The organism is Afipia broomeae ATCC 49717, assembly GCF_000314675.2.
GTDB classification, from domain to species: domain Bacteria; phylum Pseudomonadota; class Alphaproteobacteria; order Rhizobiales; family Xanthobacteraceae; genus Afipia; species Afipia broomeae.
The window spans coordinates 101,065-127,038 of the sequence record NZ_KB375282.1; the positions used below are offsets into that span (position 1 = coordinate 101,065).

Sequence of the window (25,974 nt, forward strand, 5' to 3'; positions counted from 1 at the left end):
CGCGCTTCCCTCAGCCAGCTTTTATTAACCGTCTCCATCTAGGTTCACGCACGTGAGTCGGGAGAGTGCGTTTCCATGGACGTGATGAGTATCGTTAGCAGCATGATGGCCATGCAGGCTGCCAACACCCAGCAGCAGATCGCGACCAGCGTCATGAAGCAGAACATCGATTCGGAGAAATCGGTGCTGCAACTGCTCCAGCCCGCCGCGAACAATCCGCCCGGCGTCGGCGGCAATCTCGATATTTCGGTCTGATCAATCGGCCGGCGTAATCCACCCGATGCCCGCGCCGCCGGGCTCGGTCAGGATGGCAATGCGGCCCACATGCGGCACGTCGAAAATCGGCCGCATCAATTGCGCGCCTGCCGCAATCGCCACCTTCACCCGCGCATCGACGTCGTCGACAGCCAGATAGGACATCCAGCCTTCCGGGACGCCTTCGAAGGCGGGCCTGTTGGTCGGAAAAATTCCGGCGGCCATTTCGCCGTCGGCATAGGCCACCCAGTAGGTCGCGCCATCCTCCATCGGCATGCCCTCGAAGGTCCAGCCGATGGTTTTCTGATAGAACTGCTTGGCGCGTTCCGGGTCCGGCGTCATCAATTCGTTCCAGTGGAAATGGCCGTGGGACGTCATGGTGATTCCCTCGTTACATCATGCCATTGGCATCGAGCACGGACAGGATATTGCCGGCCGGATCCTTGAACCATGCGATGGTCGGACCGCCGTTGCCGCGGGAGATGCCCTTCGCGTCGGTTTTGAATTCCGGCTCGTTGTAGATTTCGAAGCGCACGCCGCGCTTTCCCAGCTCGTCGACGGCCTTGTCGACATCGTCGACCGGAAAGTTGAGAACGGTGAAGGTTGCGGGTGTGTGATTGGCTTTCGGATAGATCAGCACATTGGCGCCGCCGCCAAGATGCAGGTTCAGTATTCCGTGGTCCTCGGACACTTCGAGTCCCAGCATGCCGCTGTAGAATTCCCTGGCTTTCCCGATATCGTTGGCCGAGAAGCCGCTGAATGCATGGCTTGCTTTCAACATGGCTGCGCTCCTTTGCATCACGATGGTTTCGGCTTGCGCCCATGCGGCATGGAACGCGCGGGTGTAGAGATTGGTTGCGGCTCGCGAGGGAATGGCGAAACCGCCATTCCCTGCACAGCAGGCACGCTGGAGAGTGTCAGGCCGCCTGGTCATAGGCTTGTTTCAAGGTCTTGATGTCGAGCTTGACCATCTTCATCATGGCTTCCATCACCTTCTGTGATTGCGAAGGCGTGCCGCTTTTCATCATCTCGCCAAGAGCGGTCGGAACGATCTGCCACGACAGGCCGAATTTGTCCTTGAGCCAACCGCATCTCGATTCCTCGCCGCCGTCGGCGGTTAGTTTGTTCCAGAAGTAGTCCACCTCTTCCTGGCTCTCGACGCTGACAAAGAAGGAGACGGCCTCGTTGAACTTGAATTGCGGGCCGCCATTGAGAGCGTTGAACCTCTGTCCTTCGAGTTCAAAGGTCGCCATGAAATCATTGACGGTTTCGACTTTGGCATTGGGAAACACCGACTTGTAGAAGGCGACAGCCTCGGGGACGTTGTTATCGAACCAGAGGAACGGCGTGATCGAAGTCATGGGATGTCCTTGGTTGAACTGGGCACGGACTCTCTTGTTGAGAGGAAGCATGAGCGCCCAGCGGTTTCAGAACCGTGATGAGTGGCTCTACGCAGTGACGATGGTGTCGAACCCGCCGAAGAACATGCGCTTGGCATCGAACGGCATCTTCTTCGGATCCATCATTTTCGCGAGGCGCGGATCTTTCATCACCTTGGCCATCACGGCGTCGCGATGCTTGCGCGACCTGTAGGTGATCCATGAGAAGACCACGGTCTCGCCGGTCTTCAGTTTCACGCTCTGCGGAAACGACGTCAGCTTGCCGGGCTTGACGTCTTCGGCGACGCATTCGCGATAATCCAGCGCGCCATGATCGAGCCAGACCTTGCAGGCCAGCTTCGCCAGAGCTTTGTAGGCTTTCAGATTCTTCTTCGGCACCGGCAAAACAAATCCGTCGACATACTGCATTTCAAACTCCCTTGGTGGTTTCCAGGTGTAAGCCGGTGGCGGTCGCCGCCGGCGCCGTTGTGCATTTCAGGCGAAAAACTTCTCGAGCTTGTCGAGCGTTCCGGTCCAGCCGCGCTTGTGGCCGTCACGGGCAGCTTCATCGAAGAACTTGTCGTGGGTGAGTGTGAGCAGTGTCACGTCGCCTTCCTCGCGCAGCACCACGGTCACCTGTGAGACGCGCTCCGGTGTCGAGTGCCACGCCCAACTGAAGACCAGCCGCTGATACGGCGTCACTTCGAGATATTTGCCGCCGACCTGATGCGACTGACCGTCATCGGTGCTGAAATTGATCTTGAAGTGGCCGCCGACACGGACATCCATGTCGGCTTTGACGCTGTCGCCTATGGTGTGTCCGGGTCCGAACCACTGGACGATTTTCGTGGGGTCCGTCCACGCTTCGAAGACTTTGGAGGCTGGGGCTTTGAGCCGTCGGGCGAGGGTGAGGCTGGGCTGGGTGAGCATAGGTCCTTCTCCACAAAAGCGGCGAGACGATCGAGTTGCGCGGTCCAGAATCGCTGGTAGCGGCTGAGCCATTCCATTGCCTGCTCCATCGGGGCCGCTGTCAGGCGGCACGTGACTGTGCGGCCTGTCTTGCTCCTGGTGATGAGCCCGGCGTCCGACAGCACATCGAGATGCTTCATGACCGCGGGCAGCGACATCGCGAACGGCTTCGCGAGTTCGCTGATCGTGACGCTCTCGCGCCCCTCCAATTCCGCCAGCAGCGCGCGCCGCGTCGGATCGGCGACGGCGGCAAAGACGCGATTCAGGCGGTCAGCAGAATAGTAAACCATGTGGTTAAGTATAGGGGCGCGCGCGATGCCGTCAAGTGGCTGTCGTCAGATGGAACTGCGGCGTTATTTCGCGGTCGCGGCCTTGATGAGGTTCATCGCGTCGTCGCTCGCCCATTCGGCGGGGCCTGCAATGGTGGCGATCTCGCATCCCGCACCATCGACCAGCACCGAGGTCGGCATTCCAAGTGCACGCCCGGCGCTCTTCAACTCCTGAAACACCTTTGCCTTCTGGTCATGGAAATAGGCGAGCTTGGTGAGGTTACCTTCCTTCAGGAAGTTCTTCGGCTTCTCAGGGTCGCGGGTGTCGATATTGATCGCGACCACCTCGAAGTCCTTGCCGCCGAGCGTCTCCTGCAGCTTGTCGAGCGCCGGCATTTCCTTGCGGCATGGCACGCACCAGGTCGCCCACAGATTGATGAGGACGGTGCGGCCCCTCCACTCCGACAGCTTTCTTGTCTTGCCCTCGGAATCCTCGAAAGCGAGATCGGGCAAATGAAGCGGCGCCGTGGCCATGGTTAATGCCGCGACCTCGCCTTTGGCAAAAGGCGCGATTTTCCTGGCCAGATCGACCGCGGGCGCACATTGGGCCTGCGCATGCGCATTGCGCATTAACCCACCGATCCCGTATACCCCACCCATTCCCGCTGCGGCCGCTATAATGACGGAAACGACGGTCATCCGGATGCGATAAGCATTCGCGCGGGGCAATTTGGGCGTCGATGGATCGATGTCGGGCATGAGGTCTCGTCTGACGGAAGCTTCGGTTGGCGGTTGGATTTCTGAGCAGGAACGCGTGAGTACCAGAATATGAGCAACAAGATGTGGGGCGGCCGCTTCGGTGAAAGTCCCGACGCGATCATGGAGGAGATCAACGTCTCGATCGATGTTGATCAGCACCTTTACGCCCAGGATATCGCCGCGTCCAAGGCTCACGCAGCCATGCTGGCCGCTCAAGGCATCATTACGGCCAACGATGCAAAAAACATCACCGGCGGTCTAGACACGATTTTGTCAGAAATCGGCAAGGGCTCATTCTCGTTCAAGCGCGCGCTCGAAGACATTCACATGAATGTCGAAAGCCGTCTCGGCGAACTGATCGGACCGGCCGCAGGCCGCCTGCATACCGCACGTTCGCGCAACGATCAGGTTGCGACCGATTTCCGGCTCTACGTCCGCGACGTCATCGACGACATCGACAGGGCGCTCGCCGCGTTTCAGCGCGCGCTGGTGGATCGTGCCATCGAGCATGCCGACACCGTGATGCCGGGCTTCACCCATTTGCAGACCGCGCAGCCTGTGACATTCGGTCATCATCTGCTCGCTTACACGGAAATGGCGTCGCGCGACCGCGGACGTTTCGCGGACGCCCGCAAGCGGCTGAACGAAAGTCCGCTCGGCGCTGCTGCGTTGGCGGGGACATCGTTTCCGATCGACCGCCATGCGACCGCCAGCGCGCTCGGATTCGACCGCCCGATGGCCAATTCGCTCGACGCGGTCTCCGACCGGGATTTCGTGCTGGAGGCGCTGTCGGCGTCGGCGATCGCGGCGGTTCACCTGTCCCGCTTCGCCGAGGAGATCGTGATCTGGACATCGCCGCTGGTCGGGCTGGTGTCGCTGTCGGACAAGTTCACCACCGGCTCCTCGATCATGCCGCAAAAGAGAAATCCGGATGCCGCCGAACTGGTGCGCGCCAAGACCGGCCGCGTCATCGGTTCGCTGACGGCGCTGCTGATCGTGATGAAGGGGCTGCCGCTCGCCTATCAAAAGGACATGCAGGAAGACAAGCAGGGCGCGATGGAAGCGTTCGCCGCGCTCTCGCTTGCGATCCGCGCCATGACCGGCATGACGCTCGATCTGGTGCCGGAAGAAGCGCGCATGAAGGTCGCGGCCGGCGAAGGTTATGCGACGGCGACCGATCTCGCCGACTGGCTGGTGCGCACGCTGAAAATGCCGTTCCGCGACGCCCATCACGTGACCGGCCGCATCGTGGCGAAGGCGTCGGAGCAGGGACTGGCGCTGCACAAGGTACCGCTTGCGGAGATGCAGGCGGTCGAGCCCAGAATCACGGCGTCGGTATTCGATGTTCTGTCCGTGCAGGCTTCGGTGGAAAGCCGCACCAGCTATGGCGGGACCGCGCCGGACAACGTGCGCAAGCAGGCCAAGGAGTGGCTCAAACGGCTTGAAAAAGAGCAAAATTCGGGCTGACCCCGGATATTTTCGTTCAATCCGGGCCTCGCCAGAACGGCACCTTCTTTGTATGGTGGCGCGCAATTTCAAGGACTGACTCGTGTCTCGTTCTCATCCTTCCTTCTCGAAGCTGACGGCCATTGGGCTGATTGCACTGTCGTGCGCGCTCGCCGGCTGCGGCCGCAAGGCCTATCTCGATGCTCCTCCGGGGGCGTCCGTGGATCAGAGCAACCCGCAGAACTCAGACTTCGGCATTGCTGATCGGAATTCGGCGGGCAGCCTTCAGAGCGAGGTCTATCGGCCGCCCGGCAGTGCCAACGCACCGCTTGCGCCGCGCGGAGAGAAAAAGCGGATTCCGCTCGACGCGATTCTGGACTGATCTCATGAACCATTTTCAGTATCGCAACGGCGTGCTGCACGCCGAAGACGTGAGCTTGGCGCGCCTCGCCGATGAGGTGGGAACGCCTTTCTATTGCTATTCGACCGCAACCCTCGAGCGTCACTACCGGGTGTTCGCCGAAGCCTTTGCGGACGTGCCGTCGCTGGTGTGCTACGCGATGAAGGCGAATTCCAACCAGTCGGTGCTGCGCACCCTGGCCAGGCTCGGTGCCGGAGCCGACGTGGTATCCGGCGGCGAATTGAAGCGCGCCCGGGCCGCCGGCATTCCCGCATCGAAGATTTTGTTCTCCGGTGTCGGCAAGACCGAAGCCGAACTGCGGCATGCGCTCGCTGAAGATATCCTCTGCATCAATGTGGAATCCGAGCCCGAGCTCGAACTGCTGTCGAAACTCGCCAGCGAGACGGGGCGTACCGCGCGCATCTCCATCCGCATCAATCCGGATGTCGATGCCAAGACGCATGCCAAGATTTCAACGGGCAAGTCCGAGAACAAGTTCGGCATTCCATTGAGCCGCGCGCGCGAAGTTTACGCCCGCGCCGCGAAGCTGCCCGGCATCAAGGTCACCGGCGTGGACACGCACATCGGCAGCCAGATCACCGATCTCGGCCCGCTCGAGGATGCGTTCAAGCTGATGGTGGATTTCGTCGCAACGCTGCGTGCCGATGGCCATACCATCTCGCATGTCGATTTCGGCGGCGGGCTCGGCATTCCCTATGAGCACGACCTGCCTAATCCGCCGGAGCCCTCCGTCTATGCCGCGATGGTCAAGCGCGTCACCAAGGGGATCGATGCGACATTGATGTTCGAGCCGGGCCGCCTGATCGTGGGCAATGCCGGAATTCTCGTCGCCCGCGTGATCTATGTGAAGCATGGCGATGCAAAGAACTTCGTCGTCATCGATGCGGCGATGAACGACCTCATTCGTCCGACGCTGTATGAAGCGCATCACGACGTGCTGCCGGTTCGCGAAGACGCGGCGCGTAATTTTGTCGCGGACGTGGTCGGACCGGTCTGCGAGACCGGCGACTATCTCGCGCTCGACCGCAAGATGGCCGAACCGAAACCGGCCGATCTGGTGGCGATCATGACGGCGGGCGCTTACGGCGCGGTGCAGTCCGGCAGCTACAATACCCGCGCGCTGGTGCCCGAGGTTCTTGTGAACGGCGAGCGGTATGCGGTGGTGCGGCCGCGCATCGATGCCGAAGCCCTGATTGCGATGGATCGCGTCGCGCCGTGGCTGTAGCGGCGTAGCGCCAAAGGCGCCGCGCTGAGCGGCATTTCCCCAGACAGAAAAATTATCTTCTCATCGCTGTTCCGGCGCGAGATGAATCCGCCAGTGCGCCATATCATTTCGCAATAGCATTTCATTGCTGAAAGGCCGTTGCGAGATGATCTTTAGAGCATCATCGATGCGCTCCGCTCCACTGAAGCGGCCGCGCAGCCGATCAGGTCATCAGCGCGCCTCCGCCGCGATCATGCGGCGAAAGTAGTGATGCACGACAAGTCCTGATCGAAATGGCAGGGGATTCGTCATGCGCTCTTTTGGATTTCATCGTTTTCTTGTCGCAGCGGCTGCTGCATCCAGTCTTCTTGTCGGCATCAGTACGGGCGCTTTCGCGGACGCGTGGCCGAGCCGCACGATCAAGCTGATCGTGCCGTTCCCCGCTGGCGGTGCTGCGGACACCATCGCGCGGATCTACAGCGAGAAGCTCAGCGAGGCGCTGAAGCAGCCTGTCGTGGTTGAAAACAAGGCGGGCGCCGGCACGGCCATCGCGGCTGAAACCGTGGCCGCGGCCGATCCTGACGGATACACGCTGTCGCTGGCGCCCGCGGGACAGCTCACTATTCTGCCGCACGTGAACACGGCCATTAAATTTGACCCGTTCAAGAGCTTCGCGCCGGTATCGCCGTTGGCGTCGGTGCCTTACGTGCTTGCAGCGAGCCCTGACGCGCCGGTATCGAGCGTGAAGGATCTCGTTGCCGCGGCAAAGAAGGAGCCGGGGAAGTTCACCTATTCGTCGTGCGGTCCGGGAACGCTCTGCCATCTGAGCGGCGAACTGTTCAAGAGCCTGACCGGCACGGACTTGCTACATGTTCCGTTCAAGGGCAGCGCGCCTGCGGTCAATGCCTTGCTCGGCAATCAGGTGAATCTCGCGTTCGATACACTGACTGTGCTCGCGCCCCAGATCAGGGATGGCAAGGTCAAGGGGTTGGCAGTGACAAGCCGCGAACGTTCTCCCTTGCTTCCCAACGTGCCGACCGCCGCGGAAGCCGGCGTGGCTGACTTCGTGGTGGACTCCTGGTTCGGCCTCGTCGTGCCCGCGGCGACGCCGGCATCGATCGTGGAGCGCCTGAACGCGGAAGTGATCCGCATCGGAAAACTCCCGGACGTGCGCGAGCGTCTTGAAGCGCAAGGCCTGAGCGTCACCACCTCGACGCCTGAGGCGTTCGCGCAGTTGATCCGCGCCGATTATGAGCGTTGGGGCAGGGTCGTGGACACCGCAGGAACCAAGATTAACTAACGGTCCGCGCAGACACAGGCTCCGTGGCTTTGATCGCAGCCGCCCTGGTTGCGATCTACCACACTCCCGGAATCAGCCGGTAACGCACGCGCGAACGGTAAGCATCGTAGCCCGGCAGGTGGATGACAAGAAATCTCTCTTCATCGATCAGGCGCACGGCGACCATCGCGCTCAAGATGGCTGCGGGAATGAAGGCCCACCATGAGCCGAGCGCCAGCGGCGTTGCGAGAAACATCAGGATCGCGCCGGAATACATCGGATGGCGGACGACGGCATATGGGCCCGTCGAGATGACCTTCTGGCTTTCGGCAACTTCGACGATGCTGGAGGCATAGGAGTTTTCGCGAAAAACAAGAAAGATGATAACGTATCCGATCACGACGCCGATGTCGCCCAGGACAATCAGCGCTGCCGGGACATCCGACCAGTGCGAGCGAAAATCGAAACCGGGCACCAGAAACGCAACGACGCCGGACACCGCGGTCAGAGTCTGAATGATCTTCTGACTCTTCTCTTTCTCGGCGACCGGCCCAGCCTTGAGCCGCCGTCCGATCAACGCGTCGTCGTATTTCGCGAGATACAGGATGATGGCGGCGGAGGCGGCGCCCATGATCGCGAGATAGACCCAGCCCTGCCAGAATCTCAGCGACCAGGCCGGGATGAAAAACAGCGCTGCGATGACGAGCAGCGAACGCAGCAATCCGGCGAATGCCTTTCCGGCGTTGGGACTCATTTGCGTGTCTCCGGATTCTTCTGCGCGTGAGGTAACTTGCAGCAACGCGCTTCCAAGGCGGGGAATTGGGGCTGTGCGTCACGCTTTTGTGAAACGGTAGACCGGCTTTTCGGCGGCGGCCTTGCTCTTTGGCCGCAGCTTTGCATGTGGGTAGGGCGTTGAGGCCATGCCTCATTGCCGCCGCTGTGCTAGGCTGCACTGAGTTGACTCTGGAGAGCCTGTTGAACGGACCGACCCCAGACCCATCCGAGCGTCCGCGCGCTGCCGAGGAGGCCCGGCGTCTTCAGCTTGCGCAAGCCTTGCGGCGGGCGCGGCTTGCGGTCGCATGGGAGCGCGGCTGGCCCCACCTCGCGCGGCTGCTGACGGTCGTGGGTCTGTTCCTTGCGGCATCCTGGGCGGGTCTCTGGGTCGCGTTCCCTTTCTCGGTGCGCATTGTTGCATTCGCGGTCTTCGCCCTGCTTGCAGTCGCCGCCCTGATCCCGGCAATCCGGTTTCGCTGGCCGACACGTGAGGATGCTCTGCGCCGCCTCGATCGCGGAACCGGAATTCCCCATCGTCCGGCCACGGCGCTGACCGATACGCTGAAGTCGCAGGATCCGATCACCCAGGCGCTGTGGCAGGAGCAGCATGCGCGGACACTGGCGTCGATCAAGCGCATCCGCGCCGGTCTGCCGTCGCCGCGTCTCGCGCTTCACGATCCGTGGGCGCTGCGCGCGCTGGTTGTCGTGCTGATGGTCGCGACCTTCATCGCCGCCGGCAACGATCGTCTGGCGCGCGTCGTCGCGGCGTTCGACTGGGACGGCGCCTTTTCCGCGGCGAATGTTCGCGTCGATGCGTGGGTGACACCGCCGCCCTACACCAGCCGTCCGCCGATCATCCTGTCGAACTCCCTGAACAAGGACGCACCTCCGTCAGACATGGGACCTGTCTCGGTTCCGGCGGGCAGCACGCTGATCGTCCGTTCCAGCGGCGGCAGGCTCGACGTCTCCGCAGCAGGCGGCGTAACGGAAGTCCCGGCGGCAGCGAATGCGCCGCACGGCACCAGCGAGCGGCACTTCACCATTGCCGGTGACGGCACTGCGCATGTCCGCTCGCCGTCGGGCCAGCCGCAATGGACGTTCAGGGCGATGCCTGATCGTGCGCCGAGTATCTCGCTCGCCAAGGATCCCGAGCGCCAGGCCAAGGGCGCGCTGCTGCTGTCCTACAAGCTTGAAGACGATTACGGCGTGACCGAAGCGCAGGCGCAGTTCGCGCCTCGCGCCGGCAAGCAGGAGGACGATAGCGCCAGACCGCAGCCGCTGTTCGATCCGCCGTCGATTACGCTCGGATTGCCGAACGTGCGCACCCGCAACGGCGTCGGCCAGACTGTCAAGGATCTCAGCGAAAATCCCTATGCCGGCGCGGATGTCACGCTGACGCTCACGGCGAAGGATGAAGCCGGCAACGAAGGGCGCAGCGAGCCGTTCGACATGCGGCTGCCGGAGCGGCTGTTCGTAAAGCCGCTGGCGCGCGCGCTGATCGAGCAGCGCCGCAATCTTGCACTCGACGCCAACCAGAAGCCGCTGGTGCTGATCGCGCTCGATGCGCTGATGATCGCCCCCGAAGCGTTCACACCGGAGCTGGGGCACTATCTCGGCCTGCGCAGCATCGCGTCCCAGCTTGGCCATGCCAGTACGCGTGAGGCCATGCGCGAGACTGTCGACAACCTGTGGGCGCTCGCGGTCGCGATCGAGGACGGCAATATCACCGATGTCGAGAAGGCGTTGCGGGCTGCGCAGGACGCCTTGAAGGAAGCGCTCGATCGCGGCGCCAGCGACGAAGAGATCAAGAAGCTGACGGAGAACCTGCGCGCTGCGCTGGATAAATTCATCCGGCAACTGGCCGAACAGCAGCGTAACAACCCGCAGCAACTGGCGCGGCCGCTGGACCCCAATGCCAAGGTGTTGAGCCAGCAGGATCTCAAGAACATGATCGATCGCATGGAGCGGCTGTCGCGCTCCGGCGACAAGGATGCCGCGCGGGCGCTGCTCGAGCAGTTGCAGCAGATGCTGGAAAACCTGCAGATGGCGCAGCCGGGGCAAGGCGACGGCGAGATGGAGCAGGCGCTGAACGAACTCGGCGACATGATCCGCAAGCAGCAGCAGTTGCGCGACAAGACATACAAGCAGGGCCAGGATTCGCGCCGGGACCGCAGCCGCGGCGAGCAGGGCGACCAGAACCAGATGGAGGGCCTGCGTCAGGACCAGCAGGCGTTGCGCGACCGGCTGAGCAAGCTGCTCGACGATATGAAGAAGAACGGCATGATGCCGGGGCGGCGCGGTGACAAAGGCCAGCCGGGTCAGGGGCAGCAGCCGGGCCAGGGACAGGACGGCCAGCAGGACGACGGCGACGCGCTCGGCGACGCCGATTCGGCGATGGGCGACGCGGGCAACCAGCTTGGCCAGGGCAATGCCGACAGCGCGGCGGATTCGCAGGGCCGTGCGCTCGAAGCCCTGCGCAAGGGTGCGCAGAATCTCGCGCAGTCGATGCAGCAGGGCGAAGGGCAGGACGGCGGCCCGGGTAATCGCACGGGCCGTCAACAGAACAGCGGCAACACCACCGATCCGCTCGGGCGGCCTCTCAACGGCCGTGAGTGGAGTGACGATCTCACCGTGAAGATTCCCGGCGAGATCGATGTGCAGCGCGTGCGGCGGATTCTCGAAGAGCTGCGCCGCCGTCTCGCGGACCCGCAGCGGCCGCAGATCGAGCTCGATTACATCGAGCGTTTGCTCAAGGATTATTGAGCCTTACGCCGCCGCTGCTCGCCTCTGGCCGCCGCGGGAATAGCCCACACGATTTTTTCAGATCAGGAGAGCGCTTGACAGTTTCAGGCTACGGCTGTACTTAACCAAAAGGTTATTTAACCAAATGGTTACATGAGAACGCCGATGGACCCGCTCAGCACCAAATTCGCAGCACTGGCAGACCCCACCCGCCGCGCCATTCTCGCCCGGCTGGTGCTCGGCGAAACCTCGGTCACGGAGCTCGCCGAACCGTTTGCCATGAGCATGCCGGCGGTCTCGAAGCATCTGAAGGTGCTGGAGCATGCCGGTCTGGTGACGCGCGGCCGCGCGGCGCAGTGGCGTCCATGCAAGATCGAACCGGCGGCGCTCAAGGAAGTCGACGACTGGCTCGAGAGCTATCGCCGGTTCTGGGAGGCGGGACTGGATCGCCTCGAGGAATATCTCGGCGAGCTGCAGGCGAAAGAGACGCTGGAAGCTACCCCAAAGCCGCGCAAGACGGCGAAGCGGAAATCTCCACGGCGGGCGCCTTCAAAGAAATAAAGCGCCGCCTTGCGGCGACGCTCGCACATTACATCAAGCACCCCAAAGTAACGGAGTTACCCATGGCCGACCAATCAGCTCAGCTTCCCCCGCTCGTTCCGCATCTCGTGGTCGATGGCGCCGTCGATGCGCTGGCATTCTACAGCAAGGCCTTCGGTGCGACCGAAACGCTGCGCATGCCGGCGGAAGACGGCAAGCGTCTGATGCACGCCCAGATGACCGTGAACGGCGCGGCCGTGTATCTGATGGACTACTTCCCGGAGTATTGCAGCCACGGCGACGGCAAGACCGAATCTCCCGGCAAGCTCGGCGGCTCGACATTCCTTATCCATCTCGAAGTGCCGAACTGCGACGAAGCCTACAAGCGCGCGATCGCCGCCGGCGCCACATCGATCCTCGAGCCCTGGGATGCATTCTGGGGCGCGCGTTACGCGCAGGTGCGCGATCCGTTCGGCCACGGCTGGAGCCTCGCGCATCCGCAGCCGGTGCCAGCCGCCTGATCGCCGGCGCCCAAAGCAATATCTTTCGGAGAAAAGAAAATGGCTTCAGCTCAATCCGCCGTTGCGGAAACCTACAGCAAGGAATTCGTCATCGAGCGTCTGTTCGATGCGCCGCGCGACCTCGTCTGGAAAGTGTTCACCCAGAGCGATCATTTGATGAAATGGTGGGGCCCCAAGGGTTTCAAGATGCTCGTCGGCGATCTCGATCTCCGGCCGGGCGGGACCTTTCACTACGGCATGCAGGCGCCGGACGGCAGCGAGATGTGGGGCAGGTGGGTGTTCCGCGAGATCGTCAAGCCCGAGCGGCTGGTCTTTGTCAGTTCGTTTTCCGACAAGGATGGCGGTCTCTCGCGTCATCCGATGGCGCCGACATGGCCGATCGAAATGCTGGGGACCGCAACCTTCATCGATAAGGGCGGCAAGACCCTGCTGGTCAATCGCACGGTCGCGCTCAATGGCTCGGATGAAGAACGTGCTACCTTCGAGGGCAACTTCGCCAGCATGACGCAGGGGTGGGGCGGAACGTGGGATCAGCTCGCCGCGTATCTCGCATCGCTGCAAGCCTGACATCCGGAGCAGGCACCATGAACGAGCTTGTTCCGATTTCGACGACGGCGCTGTGGACCGGACGTGTCCTCAGCGGCCTCGTGATCGTGTTCCTGCTGTTCGACGCCGTCATCAAGCTGATTCCGCTCGATGTCGTCGTCGAGACATCGCGCCAGCTTGGTATTCCGACGAATCTCGCGGTGACGCTGGGTGTGCTGACCCTGCTTGGCACGCTGCTCTATGCGTATCCGCGGACCTCGGTGCTCGGCGCGATTTTGCTGACCGGATATCTCGGCGGCGCGATCTATGTGCACGTTCGCGCCGACAGCCCGCTGTTCAGCCACACGCTGTTCGGCGTCTATCTCGGCATTCTGCTCTGGGGCGGGCTCTACCTGCGCGACGAGCGGCTGCGTCTGATTTTCCCCTGGCGTCGCTGACGCCCGAACTCAATCACATCTGAGACGGAGAGTAGCATGACGACCCTGATGTATATTGCCATCATCCTGGCGATCGTGATCGCGATCGTTCTGATCCTCGCTGCGCTACGGCCGAACACGTTCCGCATCGAGCGTTCGATCGATATCAATGCACCGGCGGATAAGATCTTTCCGCTGATCAACGATTACAAAAACTGGGGATCATGGTCGCCATACGAGCATGTCGATCCCGCCATGCAGCGGACCTTCAGCGGTGCACCGAACGGCAAGGGCTCCGTGTACGAATGGCGTGGCAACAAGAATATCGGCCATGGCCGCATGGAGATTCTCGATGCGACGCCGCCGTCGAAGATCGTCATCAAGCTGGATTTCTTCAGCCCGTTCGAGGCCCACAACATCGCCGAGTTCACCATGCGGCCGCTGGGCAGCACGACGACCGTGACCTGGGCCATGCATGGTCCGGCGCCCTACATGGCGAAGATCATGCACATGGTCTTCAAGATGGATCGCATGGTCGGCGGCCAGTTTCAGCAGGGCCTGACCAGCATGAAGGCGGTTGCGGAAAAGTGACGGAGCGATGCGGTGTCCATGCTATCGATCAAACAATCGTGCGCCCGGCCCCCGCTCACTCGCCTTGTCACCCGGATTGCGCAGCGGGCAGGTCTTCAGCGACAGGCATCCGCATCCGATACAGCCGCTCAACTGGTCGCGCAGGCGGGTCAATGTGGCGATCCGGTCGTCGAGATCGGCGCGCCACGCCGCCGACAGCCTGGCCCAGTCCCTGACCGTCGGGACGCGTCCGTCGGGCAGCGACGCCAGCGCATTGCGGATTGTCGCCAGCGGCAATCCGGTGCTCTGCGCCACCTTGATGACGGCGACACGGCGCAACACCGCTCGCGGATAGCGGCGCTGATTGCCGCGGTTCCGCGAACTCGTAATCAGTCCCTTGGATTCATAGAAGTGAAGAGTGGAGACAGGGACACCGCAGCGTTCAGCCACCTCGCCGACGCTCAGCTCCCGTGCAATTCCGGTGGGCTTGTTCTGCTTCATCGTCGCTTGACCTCAACCATAGTTGAGGTTCTAGGCTGCCCTCATCGCCGCCGCAAGCATCGCAACGTGGTGAGTGACCGACAATCAGAGATGGAAACATGCCAGAAGCGAAGTATCAGGATCGGAATCAATCGCAGGACAGCCCGCCGCGGCCGTTCGTGCTCATCAACAGTTTCACGCCCAAGCCGGGTAAGATCGACGAACTGGCGAACCTGCTCGGGGCTGCGCGCGATCGCTTCGCCGACCGGGTCCCCGGTTTTCACGGCGGCCGGGTCTACCGCGACGTCGATGGAAACTCGGCTCTGCTCATCAGCGTGTTTGAAACCGAAGATCACTACGAAGACTGGATCTCGACCGCGATGTTTGCCGAATATCAGAGGCAGATCACGGATATTACCGACGGCATGGGACAATCCCGGATCGAAGCCGGCCGTCCACGGCGAACCGGCAGCCGCAGAACGATGCACATGGGAGACGCAGCCGCTTAAACGTCGAAATGGCGGACGTGACCTGTTCTCAGCCGTTGCGGCCCTCGCCGCGCAGTGTCGGCAGGCCGATGCCGGTGGCTTCGAATCCGCCATCGACACAAAGCATCTGTCCGGTGATGTAACTGGCGCGGTCGCTGCACAGGAAGAAGATCGCCTCCGCGAGTTCTTCCTCGAGGCCGTAGCGGTTGAGCGGAATGGTGTCGTGATAGTCGGCGCGGATCGCGGGCGTGTGCACCGCCTTCGCCATCGCGGTGTCGACCGGGCCCGGCGCAACGGCGTTGACGCGAATCCCGAGCGTGGCGAGTTCGACCGCGAACTGCTTGGTGAGATGAGCCAGGCCGGCCTTGCTCGTGCCGTAAGCCGTGCGCAGCGTCGAGGCGCGAAGCGCCGAAATCGAGGTGATGTTTACGATCGCTCCGCCGCCGGTCTCACGCATCAGCGGCGCTGCCGCCTGGGTGCAAAGGAACGGACCGGTCAGATTGACCGCCAGGACGCGATCCCAATCGGCCTGCGTCGTTTCCAGCAGCGGCTTGAAGATCGCGATGCCGGCATTGTTGACCAGCGCATCGAGCCGTCCGAAATGCTGGATCGCCTGCTTGAATGCCGCAGCGACCGCGTCGGCATCCGATACATCGCAATGGATTGCCAGCGTGGTCTCGGGTGCTGCAAGCGCCTTGAAAGTCTGGGCAAGCAGATCTTTTTCGATGTCGAGCAGCGCGACCTGCCAGCCTTCCGCCAGAAACCGTTTCGCAGCGGCAAGCCCGATGCCGCGCGCCGCGCCGGTCACCAGCGCGACCTTCTGTTGTCCCTTGGTCATGTCCCGTCCCGTTTCTTGATTGACGCCATCGGCGCTCTCCATGGCATTGACCATTTTTCGCGGGCCCCCACAACAACTTCGCATGCCGGCCACGCGGTCTGATCGCGCGTCCGCTCACACAAACGACAACAATACTCAGGATACGTCACGCCATGTCTTCTACATCATCAAGCTTTGCCAGGAACGCGATCGTGCTCGGCCTGCTGTCCGCGATCGGGCCCTTTGCCATTGACATGTATCTGCCCGCGCTGCCGGCGATCGCGGCGGATCTCCAGGCGTCCACCGCGGCCACCCAGATGACGCTGATGGCGTTCTTCGTGGCGTTCGGGGTCTGCCAGATCGTCTATGGTCCGGTCTCCGACATGGTGGGCCGCAAGCCGCCGCTCTATTTCGGGATCGTCGTCTTTGCGCTCGGCAGCATCGGCTGCGGACTTGCGCCGAGTATCGCGTGGCTGATCTTCTTCCGGTTCGTGCAGGGCCTTGGCGCGGCGGCGGTGATGGTGATTCCCCGCGCGGTGATCCGCGACCTGCATACTGGCGTCGATGCGACACGCCTGATGTCGCTGGTCATGCTGGTGTTCAGCGTGTCGCCGATCCTGGCGCCGCTGGTCGGCAGCGGGCTGATCGTCCCGTTCGGGTGGCGCTCCGTGTTCGCTGCCGTCACCGTTGCATCGGTTATCTCGTTTCTGCTGGTCGCTTTCGTGCTTCACGAGACCCGGCCGCCCGAGGAACGCGTGGAAGTCAGCGTCCGCAGCGTGCTTGACGGTTTTGCCGAACTGTTCCGCGACTGGCGCTTTCTCGGGCTGACATTCATCGGCGGTTTCGGCATGGCGAGCTTCTTTGCCTTCCTTGCCAGTTCGTCCTTCATCTATATGGGGCACTTCGGCCTGACGCCGACCCAGTACGGCCTGACATTCTCGCTCAACGCCATCGGCTTCATCGGCGCTTCCCAGTTCAGCGCATATCTTGCATCACGCTTCGGCATCACGCGGGTGGTGTCGGTGGCGGTGACCTGCTTCACGGTGGCGACGCTGGCTCTGTTTGCGGTGACCGCCGCCGGTGTCGACAGCCTCGCTGTGCTGGTTGTGATGCTGTTCATCGCCAACGCCTGGCTTGGGCTGGTGATTCCCTCCACCATGGTGCTGTCGCTGGAAGATCATGGCCCGATCGCCGGCATGGCGTCGGCGCTGGGCGGAACGTTGCAGATGATCACGGGCGCGGTGACGATCGTTGTCGCCAGCGCATTCTTCAACGGAACAGCGCTGCCGATGGTGACCACGATTGCGGTCTGCGCGGTCGCGGCTTTCATCCTGACGCGGCTGACGCTCGGTCCACGCAAGACCGTTTCGCAACTGGCGGAGTGACCTAGTCGCTGCGCGACGCCAGTGCGTCCGCAACCGCCGTGCGGATGTCTGCCACCGCAAACGGTTTGGTGATGACGTCGTGGACGATGGCTTCCAGCCCGGACGCCCGCTCGCGCTGATCGGCGAAGCCCGTCATCAGCAAAATCGTCAGCCGCGGGAAATCGCGCGCGGCGGCCAGCGCCAGCGCGATTCCGTCCATCACCGGCATTTTGATATCGGTCAGCAGAAGATCGAACGCGCCCTCGTCGCGGGTCAGGATTTCAAGCGCCTCGGCGCCGTCTTCCGCCGTGACAATCTCATGACCGTCCATGGCGATCGCACGCGCCACCAGCAGGCGCATCGACTCCTCGTCGTCGGCGATCAAAACGCGGGACATTCAGGTTCCTCCGGTCGCGATATCCCGCTTGTGGAAGAACCTCACGGCAATTTCGCGGCCTTCGGCCGGCGGCGATGCCAGCCGTGTCTTGAACCATGCCCGCTCGCCGGGATTGAGCACGGGCTGCTCCAGCACGGCATTCCACGCATAGATGTCCGCGCCATTGGCATCGCGCACGATGAATCGCAGCCGCGGAATTTCCACCGACCGGCGTGCGACATCGATGATGGCTCCTTCGATCAGCAAGACCGTCTTGTTGTTCACTGTCTCGGTGCTGATCTTGAGATCCTCGAAGGCGAGGCCGCGCAGGTTCACACCCATGCCGATCATTTTGAAGAACGCGGCGGTTTGCGGCATCGCGCGCACCACGTCGGCGCGCCACGCGAGCAGGGCGAACACCACCGCGCCGAGCGCCATGCAGGCGGTCGGCAAGGTCAGCACACCGGGGAGAGCTTTTGCCCAGTTCGCGGACTTCAGGAACGGTGCGAGGGATGAGCCAAGCTTCCCGAACCGGGAGGGTTTGGCCGGGCGGGCGTCGGTCATGGCCTCCTGCTGGGCCAGGGCGGTCCAGTCCGCCTCGACGGCTTGTTGCGCGGCCGGGGGCTGCGGCCATTCACTGGAAATGGATGGGCTTTCGACATGCGGCACATCGCTGCGGTGCCAATCGCCCGATCCGCCATCCTGTCCGCCAAAGCCGTCCTGTGGAGGGACGTCTTCCACGTCGTACCCGGACATGGCCGAGGCTAGTTCCTGCGGCACAGCGAGCCAGACTTCCTGGCAGCGGGCGCAACGGACGCGGCGCCCCGCCGCGCTGAAATTCGCCGGATCGACCGCGTAAGATGTCGTACAATGGGGGCAAACGATGTGCATGGAATCGCCAGAATGAACGCACCGGAATCAGACGGCTAGAAGCTATCTGGCGTCCGTTAACGAATCGGAAACCATAACGGACGCAAAAGCGTTTTATGGCATCCGTCGCTGCGGTTGCCGGCCGAACGGGGGCACCCGGGCGGCGTCTCCATCGGTCATGTCGAACGGAGCTGAGATTGGTCCGGTTCGAAAATGTCGGTTTGCGTTACGGGCTCGGCCCGGAGATTCTGCGCGACCTGACCTTCCAGATCCCCGCCCGCTCATTCCAGTTTCTCACCGGGCCGTCCGGCGCCGGCAAGACCTCGCTGCTGCGCATGCTGTTCCTGTCGCTGCGGCCGACGCGGGGTCTGGTCAATCTGTTCGGCAAGGACGTGTCGCTGCTCGACAAGGATGCGCGCGCCGATCTGCGTTCGCGCATCGGCATCGTGTTGCAGGACTTCCGGCTGCTCGACCACATGACGACGTATGAAAACGTCGCGCTGCCGTTCCGCGTCATGGGACGCAGCGAATCCAGCTATCGCAAGGAAGTCATCGATCTGCTCAACTGGGTCGGTCTCGGCAAGCGAATGGATGCGCTGCCGCCGATCCTGTCGGGCGGCGAGAAGCAGCGCGCCGCGATTGCGCGCGCGGTCATCTCCCGGCCGCAACTGCTGCTGGCGGACGAGCCAACCGGCAACGTCGATCCGTCGTTGGCGCGGCGGCTGCTCAGTCTTTTCATTCAATTGAACAAGTCCGGCACCGCCGTCATCATCGCAACCCACGACATCGCGTTGATGGATCAATACGAGGCGCGGCGCATGGTGCTGCATGAATCGCGGCTGCACATCTATGATTGATGACCGCAAGATCATGATGGATCTGGGCGACAACACGTCGGAAGTCACGGCGAGTGCGCGCAACCTGTCGCCGATCGTCCCGCGTGGATCGATTTCGGGGCGCGCGCTGATCGCGGTCGTCGCCATCATGACATATCTGGCGTCGATGACCACCGGAGCGGTGTTGCTGGTGCGCGCATCGGCCGCCGAATGGCAGTCAGATGTCTCCAGCGAGCTCACGATCCAGTTGCGGCCCTCGCCGGGCCGCGACATCGAGCGCGATGTTCGCAGCGTCATCGATGCGGCGCGTGCGCAGCCCGGAATTCTGGAAGTGCGGCCATTCAGCAAGGCCGAGTCGGCGCGGCTTCTGGAGCCGTGGCTGGGCACCGGACTGTCGCTCGACGATCTTCCCGTTCCGCGCGTGATCGTCCTGCGCGTCGCGCCGGGTTCGACGCCGGATCTTGCGGCGCTGCGCCGCAGTGTCGCGCAGGCCGCGCCGTCCGCCACCATCGACGATCATCGTGCGTGGATCGAGCGCATGCGATCGATGACCGGCGCGATTGTTCTGGCCGGCACTGGCATTCTGATCCTCGTGATCGTGGCGACCGTGATCTCGGTGTCGTTTGCCACACGCGGTGCGATGGCAGCCAATCGCCCGATCGTCGAGGTGCTGCACTTCGTGGGCGCGCAGGATCGCTACATCGCCAACCGTTTCCTCCGCCATTTTCTGCGGCTGGGTCTCGAGGGCGGTCTGATCGGGGGCCTCGCCGCGATGCTGACATTCGGATTTTCGGAATCCATCGCAAGCTGGTTCTCGGGGACGCCGGTGGGCGATCAGTTCGCGGCGCTATTGGGGACGTTCGCGCTGCCGGCCTCGGGCTATCTCGCGCTTGCCGCCCAGACGCTGATGATCGCCGCAGTCACGGCGTGGGCTTCGCGGCGAACGCTGTTTGCGACCCTTGAAGAAATCGACTGAGTGTGTTTTCAGGCGAGGAAAGCGCCGGCTTCGGCTGAAGATAACCTGTCAAAACATGGTGTTGGCGGCGTTTGAGGCCACAGCCGCGCCGGATTTTGATATAGACTGAGAACCGCGCGACAACGCGATCTGCGCCTGAGCGAGTTGAGATTGCCCGAGACCACACACAGCCGCGATACCACGCCGACGCACGGGCGCTTGCGCCATCGCGTCGTGATGCTGGCCTGTGCCGGAATTCTTCTTTTTATCGGACTGGGCTTTGTCGACTTCCTGTCGCGGGTGCCGCCATCCGAGGAAAAGCCGTCGCGCAATGCCGACGGCATCGTGGTTCTCACCGGCGGCTCGTCGCGCGTCTCGGATGCGCTGGAATTGTTGTCGGTGGGATACGGCCGCCGGCTGCTGATCTCCGGCGTGCACCCGACCAACGGCTACAGCGATATTCAGCGCACGCTGCCCGACAGCCAGCGCCTGCTTACCTGCTGCGTCGATCTGGACCGGTCGGCGGTCAATACCCGGAGTAATGCGACGGAGACGCGGCGCTGGGTGGTCGAGCGCGGCTTCCACTCCCTGATCGTGGTGACGTCGAATTATCACATGCCGCGCGCCATCGTTGAACTGTCCCACGCCATGCCCGATATCGAACTGGTTCCGTTTGCCGTGGTCGGCGACAAATGGCGCGAGGAGCCCTGGTGGACGAGTGGCGCCGCATTGCGGCTCCTGCTATCGGAATACGCGAAGTATGTTTTTGCGCAGACGCGGGTCGCTTTCGGCGGCGTGGGGCAGGGCGGCATGCCGGAAATCGGCACACAGGCTGTCCCGCCATCGAAGCCGGCCACTGCGTCCGCTAACTAATCAGGTCTGTCGATGGTTTCGGTATTTTTGCGTTCGCTGCTCTATAATGTCGTTTTCTATCTGAACCTTGCTTTCTGGGTGATCCTCGGACTCCCGACGTATGCGATGCCGCGCGCTGGCATTGTCTGGATCGCGACCAACTGGGGCAAGACGAGCATCTGGTGGATGCGGATCATCTGCAACACCAAGGTCGAATATCGCGGCCTCGATAAAATTCCGAAAGGTCCGCTGATCGTCGCCTCGAAACATCAGTCGGCCTGGGAAACTTTCGCGCTGCTGCAATTCTTCGATCAGCCGCTTTACATCCTCAAGCGCGAACTGACATGGCTGCCGCTGTTCGGCTGGTATCTGCTCAAGGCCGGCATGATCGGCGTCAACCGCAGCGCCGGCGGCCGCACATTGATCGACATCACCAAGCGCGCCGCCGAGGAAATCAGGCGCGGCCGTCAGCTCCTGATTTTCCCCGAAGGAACGCGCCGCGCTGTCGGCGCGCCGCCGGACTACAAGAATGGCGTCAGCCTGATCTATGGCGAGGCCGGCGTGCCCTGTATTCCCGTCGCGCTGAACTCCGGTCTGTTCTGGCCGCGCCGGACTTTCCTGCGTTATCCCGGAACGATCGTGATCGAATTCCTCGATCCGATCCCGCCGGGTCTGAAGCGTCAGGAGTTCACGCCGCGCCTGCAAGCCGCGATCGAAGAGGCGACCGATCGGCTGGTGAAGGCGGGACGCGAGGAACAGGTGCGCCTGATCGGGTTTTCTGCGCCGGTGGCCGCGTCGGTCAGATCCTGATCGTATTGACTAGCTGTGGCGGTGCAGGGCGCCTTCGCCATGGAGCATCGCCGCGAGACGATGCAGCGGCGCGTCACGGATGCCTTGCGCCTCCAGTGCGGTTACCGTCGCAATGACGTATTCGTCGTTCGGCCCATACGCGCCGTGACCTTGGCGGACGAGCCGTAACTGCTCGTCAATGGTCAGACGTCCCGCGTACTGATCGTGACTGCGGTCGGCGACATAGGCGAGCGCCCTAACGCGCGCATCGCCCTTGAGCCAGACCGAGCGCATGACTTCGCGATAGACCCCGGTGACCTGCTCGCGTTCGCGCAAGTAAGCGACGGTGGCTTTTCGCTCAGCCGCCGCCACCCGGAACGCGACGCCCTGACAGGCTCCGCCGCGATCGAGCCCCAGCACCAGTCCGGGTTTTTCGTAGGTGCCGCGATGGACCATCGAGTAGATGCACAGCGAGCGATGCTCGCCGATCAGCCGCGCCGGCTTCTGTTCGAGGAAAGCAAAACCCGGCTTCCAGATCAGCGATCCATAGCCGAACACCCACAGGTCGCCCTCGGGAAACTCGGATTCGGCAAGGATCTTTGCGGCCATGATTGTTTACCTGGTCGATCACGCCTACCAGCCCGATGCCGTGCGTGCAACCATATGGACTTCAACGCGATTTACGAGAACAGTGCATCTTTCAATTGCCTGATTCCGGTGCTCTAGCTCCCGCCATGCATACATCTCCAGCCGTTCCGCGCCGCCGCCTCTGGCCCGTTTTCGTGATGCCTGTTCTGGTCCTCGTCGCAGCCGCGGCGTGGAGCGGGTTCTGGTTCTATGCCGCGTCTCATGTCGACGAGAAATTCGACGAGTGGCGCACCCGCGAGGCGAAATCCGGCCGCGTCTATGAATGCGCCAATCGTTCGGTCGCAGGATTCCCCTTCCGCATGGAAGTCCGATGCACCGATCCGGTGGTGACGCTGACGTCGCAAACTGCCGACCAGACCCAGCTCACCGCGCGCTTGAAGGATATTCTGGTCGTCGCGCAGGTTTACGATCCGACGAAAATCATCGCCGAATTCACCGGTCCGGCTACCGTCGCAAGCCGGGGCGAAGCGCCGTCGTTCGTCGCCGGCTGGACCACAGGCCGTGCCAGCGCGTCCGGTCTGCCCACGCCGCAGCGCGTCTCGCTGGTGTTCGACGATCCGGCGCTCGATCGCATGAGCGGTTCAACTCAGTCGCCACTGTTGCGTGCAAAACATCTCGAACTACATACGCGCCTGCTGGAAGGCTCGTTGTCCAACAATCCCGTGGTGGAAACCGCGCTTGAGGTGACAGCCGGAAGCCTGCAGGGATTGCATCCGATTCTCGCCGAGCCGTTTGACGCAGACATCCGCGCGTTGCTGCGCGGCCTGAAAGACTTTGCACCGAAGCCCTGGCCCGAACGCTTTCGCGAAATCCAGGCTGCGGGCGGCCGCCTCGACTTCACCCAGTCCCGCGTGCAGCAGGGCGAGACCATCGCGGTCGCCGCAGGTTCGCTGGCCCTGACGCCGACCGGTTATCTCGACGGCGAACTGACGATGACGGTTGCCGGGCTTGAGCGGGTCGTATCGCAGCTTGGCATCGACAAGCTGTTGATGGAGGGCGTGCCGCAATCGTCAGTCGATCGCATCGCGCCCGGCATCAGCGCACAGGACGTCAACAAGGTGATCGGTGCGCTCGACCGGATGATTCCGGGCCTCGGCAATGTCGCGCGCAAGAACGCCAATGCCGGCGTGGTCGCGGGCATCAACATGCTCGGTCAGGCCTCGACGCTCGAAGGCAAACCCGCGCGGGCGTTTCCGCTGAAATTCACCGAGGGCGTGATTTCCATCGGCCCTCTGCGGATCGCGCAGACCGCGCCGCTGTTTTGAGTTTTCCGTCATTGCGAGGAGCGAAGCTACGAAGCAATCCACTTTGATTCAGGAATGGATTGCTTCGCTACGCTCGCAATGACGTGTTGATAGATCAGAGGTAATCTACTTCCCGTCCGGCTTCGGCAAATTTGCATGCTTGCGGCCGAAGTCGGGATCGGCGGTTTCCTGACCAAGGCTGACGATGCCGCGGCGGATCGCGCGGGTCCGCGTGAAGTGATCGAACAGCGCGTCGCCGTCGCCGCGCCGGATCGCGCGGGTGAGCTTCGAGAGATCTTCCTGAAACGCGCCGAGCATTTCCAGCACGGCATCCTTGTTGGCAAGGAACACGTCGCGCCACATGGTCGGGTCGGATGCGGCGATGCGGGTGAAGTCGCGGAAGCCGCCCGCCGAGAATTTCAGCACTTCCGCCTGCGTCACGTCTTCCAGTTCATCGGCGGTGCCGACGATGGTGTAGGCGATCAGATGCGGCAGGTGACTGGTGACGGCGAGCACGAGGTCATGATGATCGGCGGCCATGGTCTCGACATTGGCGCCGAGCGCGCGCCAGAATGCCGCGAGCTTCTCGACGGCGGCCGGATCGGCGTCCGGCGGCGGCGTCAGGATGCACCAGCGGTTGATGAACAGTTCGGCGAAGCCTGAATCGGGGCCGGAATGTTCGGTGCCCGCAACGGGATGCGCCGGAACGAAATGCACGGTCTTCGGCAGATGCGCGGACATATCCCGCAGCACCATGCCTTTGACGGAGCCGACATCGGAGACGATGGCGCCCGGTTTGAGATGCGGCGCAATTTCCTCCGCGACCGGTCCACACGCGCCGACCGGGATGGACAGGATCACGAGGTCAGCGTCCTTCACGGCCTCCGCGTTCGTCTCCACCACGCGATCGACGAGGCCAAGCTCCTGCACCCGGGCGCGGGTCGCCGGCGAACGCGCTGTGGTCACGATCTCGCCGGCAAGCCCCTGAGCGCGCGCCGCGCGCGCGATCGAGCCGCCGATCAGGCCGAAGCCGATCAGCGCGATCCGTCCGAACATGGGTGTGGTACTCACTTCTGCCCCATGAATTCGGCAAGCGCCGCAACCACGAGGCGGTTGGCTTCCTCGGTGCCGACGGTCATGCGCAGGGCATGCGGCAGCTTGTAGTTCTTCAGCGCGCGCAGGATCAGCCCGCGCCTGGTGAGGAACGCGTCGGCATCTTCCGCCGTCTTGCCCTTCGTTTGCGGGAAGTGGATCAGCACGAAGTTCGCCACGCTCGGCGTCACCTCAAGCCCGAGCTTGCCGATTTCATCGGTCAGCCAGGTGCGCCAGGTGTCGTTATGCGCGCGGGACTGGTTCTGATGCTCGGTGTCTTCCAGCGACGCGATGGCTGCTTCGGAGGCGGGCGTCGAGACATTGAACGGGCCGCGAATGCGGTTCACCGCATCGATGATGTTGGCAGGGCCGTACATCCAGCCGACGCGCAGCGCCGCGAGGCCGTGAATCTTCGAGAAGGTGCGCGTCATCACCGTGTTGTCGGTGGTGGCCACCATCTCGATGCCGGCCTCATAGTCGTTCTTCGAGACGTATTCAGAATAGGCCGCGTCGATCACCAGCAGCACATGCGACGGCAGTCCCGCGCGCAGGCGCTTGACCTCGTCGAACGGCACATAGGTGCCGGTCGGGTTGTTCGGATTGGCTAGCCAAACCATCTTGGTGCGCGGCGTCACCGCGGCGAGGATCGCATCGACGTCGGCGGTGTAGTTCTTCTCCGCCGCGATCACATTGATGGCGCCGTTGCCCATGGTCGCGATCGGGTAAACCAGAAAGCCGTGGGTGGTGTGGATCGCCTCGTCGCCGGGGCCGAGATAGGTGTGCGCGAGATAGTTCAGCAGTTCGTCCGAACCCGCGCCGCAGATGATGCGGTCGGGATCGAGGCCGTAGGTGCGTCCGATGGTTTCGCGCAGCGCGCGCGAGGTGCCTTCCGGGTAATCCTCCAGATGATCGGCTGCGGCCTTGTAAGCGGCAATGGCTTTCGGCGACGGCCCGAGCGGGGTCTCGTTCGCGGACAGCTTGAAGACGCGGCCGGTCAGCCCGGCGCCGCTCTTGCCCGGCGTGTAAGGCGCAATATCGAGAATTCCTGGCTTCGGCACAGGACGAGACATCAA

Annotated in this window: 33 protein-coding genes; 18 read left to right on the forward strand and 15 right to left on the reverse strand. The window is 62.7% G+C overall.

What is annotated here, in order from left to right:
• The first annotated feature begins 75 nt into the window (after nt 1-75).
• A complete protein-coding gene (locus HMPREF9695_RS00505; RefSeq protein ID WP_006018796.1) occupies nt 76-255 on the forward strand; it encodes a YjfB family protein in 180 nt (59 codons plus the stop codon).
• On the opposite strand, the gene HMPREF9695_RS00510 is transcribed toward HMPREF9695_RS00505, so the two are convergent.
• The 7 genes from HMPREF9695_RS00510 to tlpA form a co-directional block, all read right to left on the reverse strand.
• Nucleotides 256-633 carry a VOC family protein gene (locus tag HMPREF9695_RS00510; protein WP_006018797.1) on the reverse strand — a complete coding sequence of 126 codons (378 nt, stop codon included), beginning with the start codon at nt 631-633 and terminating at the stop codon, nt 256-258. It abuts the gene before it with no gap.
• A 13-nt stretch (nt 634-646) separates the two neighbouring features.
• The gene (locus tag HMPREF9695_RS00515) at nt 647-1,036 is read right to left on the reverse strand and encodes a VOC family protein (protein ID WP_006018798.1); all 390 of its coding nucleotides are present in this window, start codon (nt 1,034-1,036) and stop codon (nt 647-649) included.
• A 136-nt stretch (nt 1,037-1,172) separates the two neighbouring features.
• Complete coding sequence (locus HMPREF9695_RS00520; RefSeq protein WP_006018799.1) at nt 1,173-1,616, reverse strand: VOC family protein; 444 nt, start codon at nt 1,614-1,616, stop codon at nt 1,173-1,175.
• An 87-nt stretch (nt 1,617-1,703) separates the two neighbouring features.
• Entirely contained in the window at nt 1,704-2,063 is a 360-nt protein-coding gene (locus HMPREF9695_RS00525; protein ID WP_006018801.1) for a DUF1428 domain-containing protein, read from the reverse strand.
• A gap of 66 nt (nt 2,064-2,129) precedes the next feature.
• Complete coding sequence (locus HMPREF9695_RS00530) at nt 2,130-2,477, reverse strand: SRPBCC family protein (protein ID WP_244434430.1); 348 nt, start codon at nt 2,475-2,477, stop codon at nt 2,130-2,132.
• On the reverse strand, nt 2,444-2,893 hold the full coding sequence (locus HMPREF9695_RS00535) for an ArsR/SmtB family transcription factor (protein WP_024919537.1): 450 nt from the start codon (nt 2,891-2,893) through the stop codon (nt 2,444-2,446). Before HMPREF9695_RS00535 ends, HMPREF9695_RS00530 begins: the two co-directional genes overlap by 34 nt.
• 63 nt (nt 2,894-2,956) lie before the next feature.
• Entirely contained in the window at nt 2,957-3,631 is a 675-nt protein-coding gene (gene tlpA, locus HMPREF9695_RS00540) for a thiol:disulfide interchange protein TlpA (protein WP_006018803.1), read from the reverse strand.
• Nucleotides 3,632-3,700: 69 nt separating this feature from the next.
• Between tlpA and argH the strand changes: the two genes are divergently transcribed.
• The 4 genes from argH to HMPREF9695_RS00560 all read left to right on the forward strand — a co-directional run bounded on the left by argH (nt 3,701) and on the right by HMPREF9695_RS00560 (nt 8,002).
• Complete coding sequence (argH, locus tag HMPREF9695_RS00545; RefSeq protein ID WP_006018804.1) at nt 3,701-5,098, forward strand: argininosuccinate lyase; 1,398 nt, start codon at nt 3,701-3,703, stop codon at nt 5,096-5,098.
• 82 nt (nt 5,099-5,180) lie between these two features.
• Complete coding sequence (locus tag HMPREF9695_RS00550) at nt 5,181-5,459, forward strand: hypothetical protein (RefSeq protein ID WP_006018805.1); 279 nt, start codon at nt 5,181-5,183, stop codon at nt 5,457-5,459.
• Nucleotides 5,460-5,463: 4 nt separating this feature from the next.
• Nucleotides 5,464-6,723: a diaminopimelate decarboxylase gene (lysA, locus tag HMPREF9695_RS00555; RefSeq protein WP_006018806.1), complete on the forward strand. Its 1,260-nt coding sequence runs from the start codon at nt 5,464-5,466 to the stop codon at nt 6,721-6,723.
• Nucleotides 6,724-7,012: 289 nt separating this feature from the next.
• Nucleotides 7,013-8,002 carry a Bug family tripartite tricarboxylate transporter substrate binding protein gene (locus tag HMPREF9695_RS00560; RefSeq protein WP_006018807.1) on the forward strand — a complete coding sequence of 330 codons (990 nt, stop codon included), beginning with the start codon at nt 7,013-7,015 and terminating at the stop codon, nt 8,000-8,002.
• Nucleotides 8,003-8,057: 55 nt separating this feature from the next.
• Here HMPREF9695_RS00560 and HMPREF9695_RS00565 read toward each other — a convergent pair whose 3' ends face one another.
• The gene (locus HMPREF9695_RS00565; protein WP_006018808.1) at nt 8,058-8,735 is read right to left on the reverse strand and encodes a methyltransferase family protein; all 678 of its coding nucleotides are present in this window, start codon (nt 8,733-8,735) and stop codon (nt 8,058-8,060) included.
• A gap of 221 nt (nt 8,736-8,956) precedes the next feature.
• Here HMPREF9695_RS00565 and HMPREF9695_RS00570 point away from each other — a divergent pair, with 221 nt between their 5' ends.
• The 6 genes from HMPREF9695_RS00570 to HMPREF9695_RS00595 all read left to right on the forward strand — a co-directional run bounded on the left by HMPREF9695_RS00570 (nt 8,957) and on the right by HMPREF9695_RS00595 (nt 14,111).
• Complete coding sequence (locus HMPREF9695_RS00570) at nt 8,957-11,518, forward strand: TIGR02302 family protein (protein WP_041710947.1); 2,562 nt, start codon at nt 8,957-8,959, stop codon at nt 11,516-11,518.
• A gap of 144 nt (nt 11,519-11,662) precedes the next feature.
• The gene (locus HMPREF9695_RS00575; RefSeq protein WP_006018810.1) at nt 11,663-12,058 is read left to right on the forward strand and encodes an ArsR/SmtB family transcription factor; all 396 of its coding nucleotides are present in this window, start codon (nt 11,663-11,665) and stop codon (nt 12,056-12,058) included.
• Between the two features lie 62 nt (nt 12,059-12,120).
• On the forward strand, nt 12,121-12,558 hold the full coding sequence (locus HMPREF9695_RS00580; RefSeq protein ID WP_006018811.1) for a VOC family protein: 438 nt from the start codon (nt 12,121-12,123) through the stop codon (nt 12,556-12,558).
• 39 nt (nt 12,559-12,597) lie between these two features.
• A complete protein-coding gene (locus HMPREF9695_RS00585) occupies nt 12,598-13,125 on the forward strand; it encodes an SRPBCC family protein (protein WP_006018812.1) in 528 nt (175 codons plus the stop codon).
• Between the two features lie 17 nt (nt 13,126-13,142).
• Nucleotides 13,143-13,541, forward strand: a complete 399-nt coding sequence (locus HMPREF9695_RS00590; protein WP_006018813.1) for a DoxX family protein — start codon at nt 13,143-13,145, stop codon at nt 13,539-13,541.
• A gap of 36 nt (nt 13,542-13,577) precedes the next feature.
• Complete coding sequence (locus HMPREF9695_RS00595; RefSeq protein ID WP_006018814.1) at nt 13,578-14,111, forward strand: SRPBCC family protein; 534 nt, start codon at nt 13,578-13,580, stop codon at nt 14,109-14,111.
• Nucleotides 14,112-14,132: 21 nt separating this feature from the next.
• On the opposite strand, the gene soxR is transcribed toward HMPREF9695_RS00595, so the two are convergent.
• Entirely contained in the window at nt 14,133-14,591 is a 459-nt protein-coding gene (gene soxR / locus HMPREF9695_RS00600; protein ID WP_006018815.1) for a redox-sensitive transcriptional activator SoxR, read from the reverse strand.
• A 98-nt stretch (nt 14,592-14,689) separates the two neighbouring features.
• Here soxR and HMPREF9695_RS00605 point away from each other — a divergent pair, with 98 nt between their 5' ends.
• Entirely contained in the window at nt 14,690-15,079 is a 390-nt protein-coding gene (locus HMPREF9695_RS00605; protein WP_006018816.1) for an antibiotic biosynthesis monooxygenase family protein, read from the forward strand.
• Between the two features lie 28 nt (nt 15,080-15,107).
• Here the strand turns inward: HMPREF9695_RS00605 and HMPREF9695_RS00610 are convergent, their stop codons facing one another.
• Entirely contained in the window at nt 15,108-15,896 is a 789-nt protein-coding gene (locus HMPREF9695_RS00610) for an SDR family NAD(P)-dependent oxidoreductase (RefSeq protein WP_024919523.1), read from the reverse strand.
• Between the two features lie 152 nt (nt 15,897-16,048).
• Between HMPREF9695_RS00610 and HMPREF9695_RS00615 the strand changes: the two genes are divergently transcribed.
• Nucleotides 16,049-17,260 (forward strand): multidrug effflux MFS transporter, encoded by a 1,212-nt coding sequence (locus HMPREF9695_RS00615; protein WP_034459899.1) that lies wholly within the window; start codon nt 16,049-16,051, stop codon nt 17,258-17,260.
• A 1-nt stretch (nt 17,261) separates the two neighbouring features.
• Here the strand turns inward: HMPREF9695_RS00615 and HMPREF9695_RS00620 are convergent, their stop codons facing one another.
• Nucleotides 17,262-17,636 (reverse strand): response regulator, encoded by a 375-nt coding sequence (locus tag HMPREF9695_RS00620; RefSeq protein ID WP_006018819.1) that lies wholly within the window; start codon nt 17,634-17,636, stop codon nt 17,262-17,264.
• A complete protein-coding gene (locus HMPREF9695_RS00625) occupies nt 17,637-18,506 on the reverse strand; it encodes an MJ0042-type zinc finger domain-containing protein (RefSeq protein WP_006018820.1) in 870 nt (289 codons plus the stop codon). It lies immediately after the preceding gene.
• A gap of 176 nt (nt 18,507-18,682) precedes the next feature.
• Here HMPREF9695_RS00625 and ftsE point away from each other — a divergent pair, with 176 nt between their 5' ends.
• From ftsE to HMPREF9695_RS00645, 4 genes are all read left to right on the forward strand, one after another.
• Nucleotides 18,683-19,342 carry a cell division ATP-binding protein FtsE gene (gene ftsE / locus HMPREF9695_RS00630; RefSeq protein WP_006018821.1) on the forward strand — a complete coding sequence of 220 codons (660 nt, stop codon included), beginning with the start codon at nt 18,683-18,685 and terminating at the stop codon, nt 19,340-19,342.
• Entirely contained in the window at nt 19,335-20,297 is a 963-nt protein-coding gene (locus HMPREF9695_RS00635) for a cell division protein FtsX (protein WP_006018822.1), read from the forward strand. The genes ftsE and HMPREF9695_RS00635 overlap by 8 nt, the downstream gene beginning before the upstream one ends.
• A 216-nt stretch (nt 20,298-20,513) precedes the next feature.
• A complete protein-coding gene (locus HMPREF9695_RS00640; RefSeq protein ID WP_081758565.1) occupies nt 20,514-21,149 on the forward strand; it encodes a YdcF family protein in 636 nt (211 codons plus the stop codon).
• A gap of 12 nt (nt 21,150-21,161) precedes the next feature.
• Nucleotides 21,162-21,938: a lysophospholipid acyltransferase family protein gene (locus HMPREF9695_RS00645; protein ID WP_006018824.1), complete on the forward strand. Its 777-nt coding sequence runs from the start codon at nt 21,162-21,164 to the stop codon at nt 21,936-21,938.
• Between the two features lie 9 nt (nt 21,939-21,947).
• On the opposite strand, the gene HMPREF9695_RS00650 is transcribed toward HMPREF9695_RS00645, so the two are convergent.
• Nucleotides 21,948-22,526: a gamma-glutamylcyclotransferase gene (locus HMPREF9695_RS00650; protein WP_006018825.1), complete on the reverse strand. Its 579-nt coding sequence runs from the start codon at nt 22,524-22,526 to the stop codon at nt 21,948-21,950.
• A gap of 176 nt (nt 22,527-22,702) precedes the next feature.
• Between HMPREF9695_RS00650 and HMPREF9695_RS00655 the strand changes: the two genes are divergently transcribed.
• Nucleotides 22,703-23,830, forward strand: a complete 1,128-nt coding sequence (locus HMPREF9695_RS00655; RefSeq protein ID WP_041711752.1) for a DUF2125 domain-containing protein — start codon at nt 22,703-22,705, stop codon at nt 23,828-23,830.
• Between the two features lie 105 nt (nt 23,831-23,935).
• Here the strand turns inward: HMPREF9695_RS00655 and HMPREF9695_RS00660 are convergent, their stop codons facing one another.
• Both HMPREF9695_RS00660 and hisC read right to left on the reverse strand, forming a co-directional pair.
• Complete coding sequence (locus tag HMPREF9695_RS00660; RefSeq protein ID WP_024919516.1) at nt 23,936-24,880, reverse strand: prephenate/arogenate dehydrogenase family protein; 945 nt, start codon at nt 24,878-24,880, stop codon at nt 23,936-23,938.
• Nucleotides 24,877-25,971, reverse strand: coding sequence for a histidinol-phosphate transaminase (gene hisC / locus HMPREF9695_RS00665; RefSeq protein WP_006018828.1), 1,095 nt, complete (start codon nt 25,969-25,971; stop codon nt 24,877-24,879). Before hisC ends, HMPREF9695_RS00660 begins: the two co-directional genes overlap by 4 nt.
• Nucleotides 25,972-25,974 lie beyond the last annotated feature (3 nt).

What these genes read in the sequence shown, in the direction of transcription:
- HMPREF9695_RS00595 (WP_006018814.1), top strand. Translation starts at nt 13,578, where the DNA reads ATGACGACCCTGATGTATATTGCCATCATCCTGGCGATCGTGATCGCG.
- HMPREF9695_RS00640 (WP_081758565.1), top strand. Translation starts at nt 20,514, where the DNA reads ATGCTGGCCTGTGCCGGAATTCTTCTTTTTATCGGACTGGGCTTTGTC.
- HMPREF9695_RS00650 (WP_006018825.1), bottom strand. Translation starts at nt 22,526, where the DNA reads ATGGCCGCAAAGATCCTTGCCGAATCCGAGTTTCCCGAGGGCGACCTG.
- HMPREF9695_RS00575 (WP_006018810.1), top strand. Translation starts at nt 11,663, where the DNA reads ATGGACCCGCTCAGCACCAAATTCGCAGCACTGGCAGACCCCACCCGC.
- HMPREF9695_RS00620 (WP_006018819.1), bottom strand. Translation starts at nt 17,636, where the DNA reads ATGTCCCGCGTTTTGATCGCCGACGACGAGGAGTCGATGCGCCTGCTG.
- HMPREF9695_RS00505 (WP_006018796.1), top strand. Translation starts at nt 76, where the DNA reads ATGGACGTGATGAGTATCGTTAGCAGCATGATGGCCATGCAGGCTGCC.
- HMPREF9695_RS00590 (WP_006018813.1), top strand. Translation starts at nt 13,143, where the DNA reads ATGAACGAGCTTGTTCCGATTTCGACGACGGCGCTGTGGACCGGACGT.
- HMPREF9695_RS00605 (WP_006018816.1), top strand. Translation starts at nt 14,690, where the DNA reads ATGCCAGAAGCGAAGTATCAGGATCGGAATCAATCGCAGGACAGCCCG.
- HMPREF9695_RS00585 (WP_006018812.1), top strand. Translation starts at nt 12,598, where the DNA reads ATGGCTTCAGCTCAATCCGCCGTTGCGGAAACCTACAGCAAGGAATTC.
- lysA (WP_006018806.1), top strand. Translation starts at nt 5,464, where the DNA reads ATGAACCATTTTCAGTATCGCAACGGCGTGCTGCACGCCGAAGACGTG.
- HMPREF9695_RS00625 (WP_006018820.1), bottom strand. Translation starts at nt 18,506, where the DNA reads ATGCACATCGTTTGCCCCCATTGTACGACATCTTACGCGGTCGATCCG.
- HMPREF9695_RS00635 (WP_006018822.1), top strand. Translation starts at nt 19,335, where the DNA reads ATGATTGATGACCGCAAGATCATGATGGATCTGGGCGACAACACGTCG.
- argH (WP_006018804.1), top strand. Translation starts at nt 3,701, where the DNA reads ATGAGCAACAAGATGTGGGGCGGCCGCTTCGGTGAAAGTCCCGACGCG.
- HMPREF9695_RS00645 (WP_006018824.1), top strand. Translation starts at nt 21,162, where the DNA reads ATGGTTTCGGTATTTTTGCGTTCGCTGCTCTATAATGTCGTTTTCTAT.
- HMPREF9695_RS00655 (WP_041711752.1), top strand. Translation starts at nt 22,703, where the DNA reads ATGCCTGTTCTGGTCCTCGTCGCAGCCGCGGCGTGGAGCGGGTTCTGG.
- HMPREF9695_RS00520 (WP_006018799.1), bottom strand. Translation starts at nt 1,616, where the DNA reads ATGACTTCGATCACGCCGTTCCTCTGGTTCGATAACAACGTCCCCGAG.
- tlpA (WP_006018803.1), bottom strand. Translation starts at nt 3,631, where the DNA reads ATGCCCGACATCGATCCATCGACGCCCAAATTGCCCCGCGCGAATGCT.
- HMPREF9695_RS00535 (WP_024919537.1), bottom strand. Translation starts at nt 2,893, where the DNA reads ATGGTTTACTATTCTGCTGACCGCCTGAATCGCGTCTTTGCCGCCGTC.
- HMPREF9695_RS00510 (WP_006018797.1), bottom strand. Translation starts at nt 633, where the DNA reads ATGACGTCCCACGGCCATTTCCACTGGAACGAATTGATGACGCCGGAC.
- HMPREF9695_RS00610 (WP_024919523.1), bottom strand. Translation starts at nt 15,896, where the DNA reads ATGACCAAGGGACAACAGAAGGTCGCGCTGGTGACCGGCGCGGCGCGC.
- hisC (WP_006018828.1), bottom strand. Translation starts at nt 25,971, where the DNA reads ATGTCTCGTCCTGTGCCGAAGCCAGGAATTCTCGATATTGCGCCTTAC.
- soxR (WP_006018815.1), bottom strand. Translation starts at nt 14,591, where the DNA reads ATGAAGCAGAACAAGCCCACCGGAATTGCACGGGAGCTGAGCGTCGGC.
- HMPREF9695_RS00560 (WP_006018807.1), top strand. Translation starts at nt 7,013, where the DNA reads ATGCGCTCTTTTGGATTTCATCGTTTTCTTGTCGCAGCGGCTGCTGCA.
- HMPREF9695_RS00565 (WP_006018808.1), bottom strand. Translation starts at nt 8,735, where the DNA reads ATGAGTCCCAACGCCGGAAAGGCATTCGCCGGATTGCTGCGTTCGCTG.
- HMPREF9695_RS00515 (WP_006018798.1), bottom strand. Translation starts at nt 1,036, where the DNA reads ATGTTGAAAGCAAGCCATGCATTCAGCGGCTTCTCGGCCAACGATATC.
- HMPREF9695_RS00525 (WP_006018801.1), bottom strand. Translation starts at nt 2,063, where the DNA reads ATGCAGTATGTCGACGGATTTGTTTTGCCGGTGCCGAAGAAGAATCTG.
- HMPREF9695_RS00615 (WP_034459899.1), top strand. Translation starts at nt 16,049, where the DNA reads ATGTCTTCTACATCATCAAGCTTTGCCAGGAACGCGATCGTGCTCGGC.
- HMPREF9695_RS00580 (WP_006018811.1), top strand. Translation starts at nt 12,121, where the DNA reads ATGGCCGACCAATCAGCTCAGCTTCCCCCGCTCGTTCCGCATCTCGTG.